Genomic DNA, 4,409 nt, shown 5'->3' with positions numbered 1-4,409 from the left:
CGACCAGCGCCGAGGACACCAGCGCGGAGTGGACGTCGACCCGGGTGAGGTACGCGGGCCGCCCGCCCGTGGCGCGGTCGAGCGCGGCCCGGCCCGGCGGCGTGGGATCGACCCAGTCGTCCTGGGCCCAGCCGTGGCCCCAGATGACGCCGTCGGGGTGGGTGCGGGCGAAGCCGGCGACGGCGTCGAGGCAGTCCTCGGCGCTGCGGCAGCCGCCGAGGTCGAGCCCGTCGATCAGCAGCCCCGACGAGGTGGCGTGGACGTGGGCGTCGACGAACGTCGGGGTGAGGGTGGTGCCGTCGAGGTCGAGGACCTGCGCCCCGGGGGCGCGCGCGGCGGCCGCGGCCGCCAGCCCGACCCAGGTGACGGCGTCGCCGTCGATCTCCACCGCGGCCGGACCGGCCACGGCAGCGCCTCCCGGATCGAGGATCCGGACGCCGACGAGCAGGGTGCGGGGCACCCGCCAGGTCTACCCGACGGGTGCCCCGGTGCCGGCGCCCGCCCCCACCGGCGCCGGCACGGACGGCTCACGAGCCGCGCACGAGCGGCCCGGCAGCCGCCCACCGGGTTCTCACCAGCCGCGGCGCGGGATGAGGACCCAGAGCACGAGGTAGATGACGAACTGCGGCCCGGGCAGCAGGCACGACAGCAGGAACAGCAGCCGGACGGTGCCCACGTTCCAGCCGAACCGTTCGGCGAGTCCGGCGCACACTCCCGCGATCATCCGGCCGTTCTCCGGGCGGGTCAGGGTGGTGGTCGTCACGGGCTGGCTCCTTCCAGGTGCGGCGTCTCTCGCCGCTGACGTCCACGATGCCCCGCTGGGATGCCCGGGGCCTCGGGGAAGCCCCCGATCCTGCCCCGGACCTCCGGCCCGCGGCTCGGGGTCGGGCTGGTGACGAGGCGGTTGTCCACAAGTGACCGGGGTGTCCACAGACCGGCGTCGGCGTCCCCGACGACGGTGTCCCCGGCGTTAGCGTCCCCGGACGTGATCAACTTTCCACGCGGCGCGACGCTCGCCGTACTGCTCGTCGTGCCGGTGCTCGGGGTGCTCCTCGCCGGCCGGGCCGCGGCGGCCGCCCCGGGTACCGGACCGCCGGCCGGACCCTCGACCGTCGTCGCGCTCGGCGACAGCGCCGCCTCCGGCGAGGGCGCGGGCGACTACGAGCTCGGCACCCGCGGGGAGGCCGGCGACTGGTGCCACCGCTCCCCCGCCGCCTACGTGCACCACGCCGGACTGGGCGAGCGGTCTGTGAACCTGGCGTGCTCGGGCGCGGCGTCGCGGGACGTGCGGTTCGGGTCCGGCGCACACCACACCGAGGGCTCGCAGGCCGCCCGGCTGGCCGCGCTCGCCGCGACGCAGCGGGTGCGGACGGTGACGCTGCAGGTCGGCGCGAACGACGCCCCCGCGCTCGGCGACGTCGCCGTGGCGTGCATCCGGACGTTCGTCGACCCGACGGTCGGGCCGTGCCGCGAGACCGTGGGCGGGAAGTGGGAGGCGCGGGTCGCGGCGATGGTCCCGGAGGTGGAGGGCGCGGTCGCCGACGTGCGGGCGGCGATGCGCGGCGCCGGGTACACCGAGGCCGACTACGTGCTCGTGCTGCTGTCCTACGGCTCACCCGTCACCGAGCGGATGGATGCCCTGCACGGCGCCCGCGGCTGCCCGTTCAGCCGGCCCGACGCGGGCTGGACACGGACCGTCGCGTTCCCCCGGCTGTCGGCGGCTCTCGCCCCGATCGCCGCCCGCACCGGGGCCCGGTTCCTCGACCTGTCCCGGGCCACCGAGGGCCGGGAGGCCTGCAGCCGCAGCTCGCCGGCCGAGGAGTGGCAGCGGCGGCTCACCGTCGACGCGCGTGCCCTCGTCGACGACCGGCTCGACGCGCCGGGCCGGCACCTGTTCCAGGAGTCGTTCCATCCCCGCGCCGCCGGGCACGCGGAGATCGGACGTTGCCTCGGCGAGTTCGTGCGCGGCGGCGCGCCGCGGGCGGTGTGCCTCGCGGCGGCCGACGGCACGCTGCACCCGAGTGTCCCGGCGGTGACGGCGTGAGCGCGCCCGTCCCGGCCGGGGCCGGGGCGTGCCAGTTAGTCGAGCACGACCAGGTCGCGCGGGCGGGCGTTGAGCCGCTCGCAACCGCCCTCGGTGACCACGACGATGTCCTCGATCCGCGCGCCCCACACGCCGTCGACGTAGATGCCGGGCTCGACGCTGAACGCCATGCCCGGTTCGAGCGGCAGCGAGTTCCCGCCGACGATGTAGGGGTCCTCGTGCACGTCGAGCCCGATGCCGTGGCCGGTGCGGTGCACGAACTTCTCCCCGAACCCGGCGGCGGTGATCGGCTCACGGGCGGCGGCGTCGACCTCCTCGGCGGTCACGCCGGGCTTCACGGCGGCGACGGAACGCTCCTGGGCGTCCTGCAGCACCGCATAGGTCCCGGCGATCTCGGCCGACGGTGCGGTGCCCACCGCGTAGGTGCGGGTCGAGTCGGAGTAGTAGCCGCCGGGCAGCGGGCCGCCGATGTCGATGACGACGACGTCGCCGCGCTCGACGACCCGGTCCGACACGTCGTGGTGCGGGCTCGCGCCGTTGGGCCCCGATCCGACGATGACGAACGCCGCGCTGGAGTGGCCCTCCTCGACGATCGCCGCGGCGATATCCGCACCGATCGCGGCCTCGGTCCGGCCGGGCTTCAGAAACTCCGCCATCCGGGCGTGCACCCGGTCGATGGCGGCCCCGGCGTCGCGCAGCTGCGCGACCTCGGCGGCGTCCTTGCGCATCCGCAGCTCGCGGATCACGGGTCCCGCGAGCCGCTGGGTGACGTCGGGCAGCGCGTCGCGGACCCCGAACACGTGCACCGCGGGCATGGTGTCGGCGACCGCGATCCGCGTCGGTCCGCCCGCCAGGTCGCTGACCAGCAGGTAGGGGTCCTCGCCATCGGTCCAGGTGACGACGTCGACGCCCAGGTCCGCGAGCGGGAGCCCGTCGTAGCCGGGGGCCTCGAGACGCGGCACGACGATCGCGGGCGGCGCGCGGTGCCCGGCCGCGGGCACGACCAGGCACGTGAGCCGCTCGTGGGACTCGCCGCCGGCCCCGATCAGGTAGCGCAGGTCGGTTCCGGGAGTGATCAGCAGCAGGTCGACGCCCTGCTCGGCGGCGACCTCGCCGGCGCGGCGGAGCCGGTCGGCGAGCAGCTCGGTGGGTACGGCCGGAGTCATGCCCGCAGACTATGCCGGGGTGGCCCGGAGCGGACCAGAGCCGGGCCGTGGGTCGTGACGCGGCGCCCGGGTGCCGGTGTTGCCGGGTGCCGGTGTTGCTGTGTGCCGTGCCGGTTCGGTCGGCGATGTGTCCGTGGCCCCGGGCCGGGTGCACCGGCGCCGGTGCGTCCGGCCGGTCGCGCGCGGCGCGGGCGGGCTGCCTGGCAAGCTGCCTGGGTGACGCCGCCACCGACGCTGATGCTCCTCGACGCCGCGAGCATGTACTTCCGCGCCTATTACGGCGTGCCGGAGTCGATCACGGCCCCCGACGGCACACCCGTCAACGCCGTGCGCGGGTTCACCGACATGGTCGCCCGGCTGGTCGCCGAGCGCCGCCCGACCCGTCTCGTCGCGTGCCTCGACCTCGACTGGCGGCCGAGGTTCCGGGTGGACGCACTGCCCTCGTACAAGGCGCACCGGGTCGCGGGCACGGAGCGCGACACGGTGCCCTACGGCGTCCCCGAGGAGGTCCCCGACACGCTCGCGCCGCAGGTCCCGATCCTGCTGGAGGTGCTCGCCGCGGCGGGGATCGCCACCGGCGGTGCGGTGGGCCACGAGGCCGACGACGTCATCGGCACCCTCGCGGGGCGCGAGCGGACCGACGCGGTGTCGGTCGTGAGCGGTGACCGCGACCTGATGCAGGTCGTGCGGGAGGAGCCGACGCCGGTCCGGCTGATCTACGTCGGGCGTGGGCTCGCGAAGGCGGAGACCCTCGGCCCGAAGGAGGTCGCGGAGAAGTACGGCGTCCCTGTCGACCGCGCGGGCGAGGCCTACGCGGAGATGGCGATGCTGCGCGGCGACCCGTCCGACGGGTTGCCCGGCGTGCCGGGGGTGGGGGCGAAGACGGCGGCGACCCTCGTCAGCCGGTTCGAGTCGTGGGACCAGTTGCGCAACGCGGTCGACGACCCCGGGGACAAGCGGCTGAGCCCGCCGGTGCGGTCGAAGCTGGCCGCGGCCAAGCCGTACCTGGCGGTCGTGGAGCCGGTCGTGCGGGTCGCGCTGGACGCGCCGGTCGAGCTCGACCGCGACGACACGCTGCCGAGCGCACCGGCCGACCCGGCCCGACTGGCGGAGCTGGCGTCGACGTGGGGGCTGGCCGGGTCCGTCGATCGGCTGGTGGCGTCTTTGGCCCGCTGACGGGTCGCGCCGGGCCCACGCGG

At 76.1% G+C, this 4,409-nt stretch carries 5 protein-coding genes; 2 read left to right on the top strand and 3 right to left on the bottom strand.

What is annotated here, in order from left to right; translation table 11 throughout:
* Nucleotides 1-460 (bottom strand): amidohydrolase family protein (locus PSD17_RS26040; protein WP_339124982.1); only part of this gene is annotated, 460 nt, incomplete at its 3' end.
* Between the two features lie 111 nt (nucleotides 461-571).
* A complete protein-coding gene (locus PSD17_RS26035; protein ID WP_013675391.1) occupies nucleotides 572-763 on the bottom strand; it encodes a PspC domain-containing protein in 192 nt (63 codons plus the stop codon).
* Nucleotides 764-985: 222 nt separating this feature from the next.
* Between PSD17_RS26035 and PSD17_RS26030 the strand changes: the two genes are divergently transcribed.
* Nucleotides 986-2,044 (top strand): GDSL-type esterase/lipase family protein, encoded by a 1,059-nt coding sequence (locus tag PSD17_RS26030; RefSeq protein ID WP_339124981.1) that lies wholly within the window; start codon nucleotides 986-988, stop codon nucleotides 2,042-2,044.
* A 35-nt stretch (nucleotides 2,045-2,079) separates the two neighbouring features.
* Here the strand turns inward: PSD17_RS26030 and PSD17_RS26025 are convergent, their stop codons facing one another.
* Nucleotides 2,080-3,210, bottom strand: a complete 1,131-nt coding sequence (locus PSD17_RS26025; RefSeq protein WP_339124980.1) for a M24 family metallopeptidase — start codon at nucleotides 3,208-3,210, stop codon at nucleotides 2,080-2,082.
* Between the two features lie 237 nt (nucleotides 3,211-3,447).
* On the opposite strand from PSD17_RS26025, the gene PSD17_RS26020 reads away from it, so the two are divergent.
* The gene (locus PSD17_RS26020; RefSeq protein WP_339124992.1) at nucleotides 3,448-4,386 is read left to right on the top strand and encodes a 5'-3' exonuclease; all 939 of its coding nucleotides are present in this window, start codon (nucleotides 3,448-3,450) and stop codon (nucleotides 4,384-4,386) included.
* Nucleotides 4,387-4,409: the final 23 nt, after the last annotated feature.

Origin of the sequence: Pseudonocardia sp. D17, from assembly GCF_036984265.1 — a bacterium.
GTDB lineage: Bacteria > Actinomycetota > Actinomycetes > Mycobacteriales > Pseudonocardiaceae > Pseudonocardia > Pseudonocardia benzenivorans.
Note: the sequence above shows the minus strand (reverse complement) of the source record. Positions and strands in the feature narration are given on the sequence as shown.

Excerpts from the sequence above, each read along its gene's own strand:
- PSD17_RS26025 (WP_339124980.1), bottom strand. The coding sequence starts at position 3,210 with ATGACTCCGGCCGTACCCACCGAGCTGCTCGCCGACCGGCTCCGCCGC.
- PSD17_RS26020 (WP_339124992.1), top strand. The coding sequence starts at position 3,448 with ATGCTCCTCGACGCCGCGAGCATGTACTTCCGCGCCTATTACGGCGTG.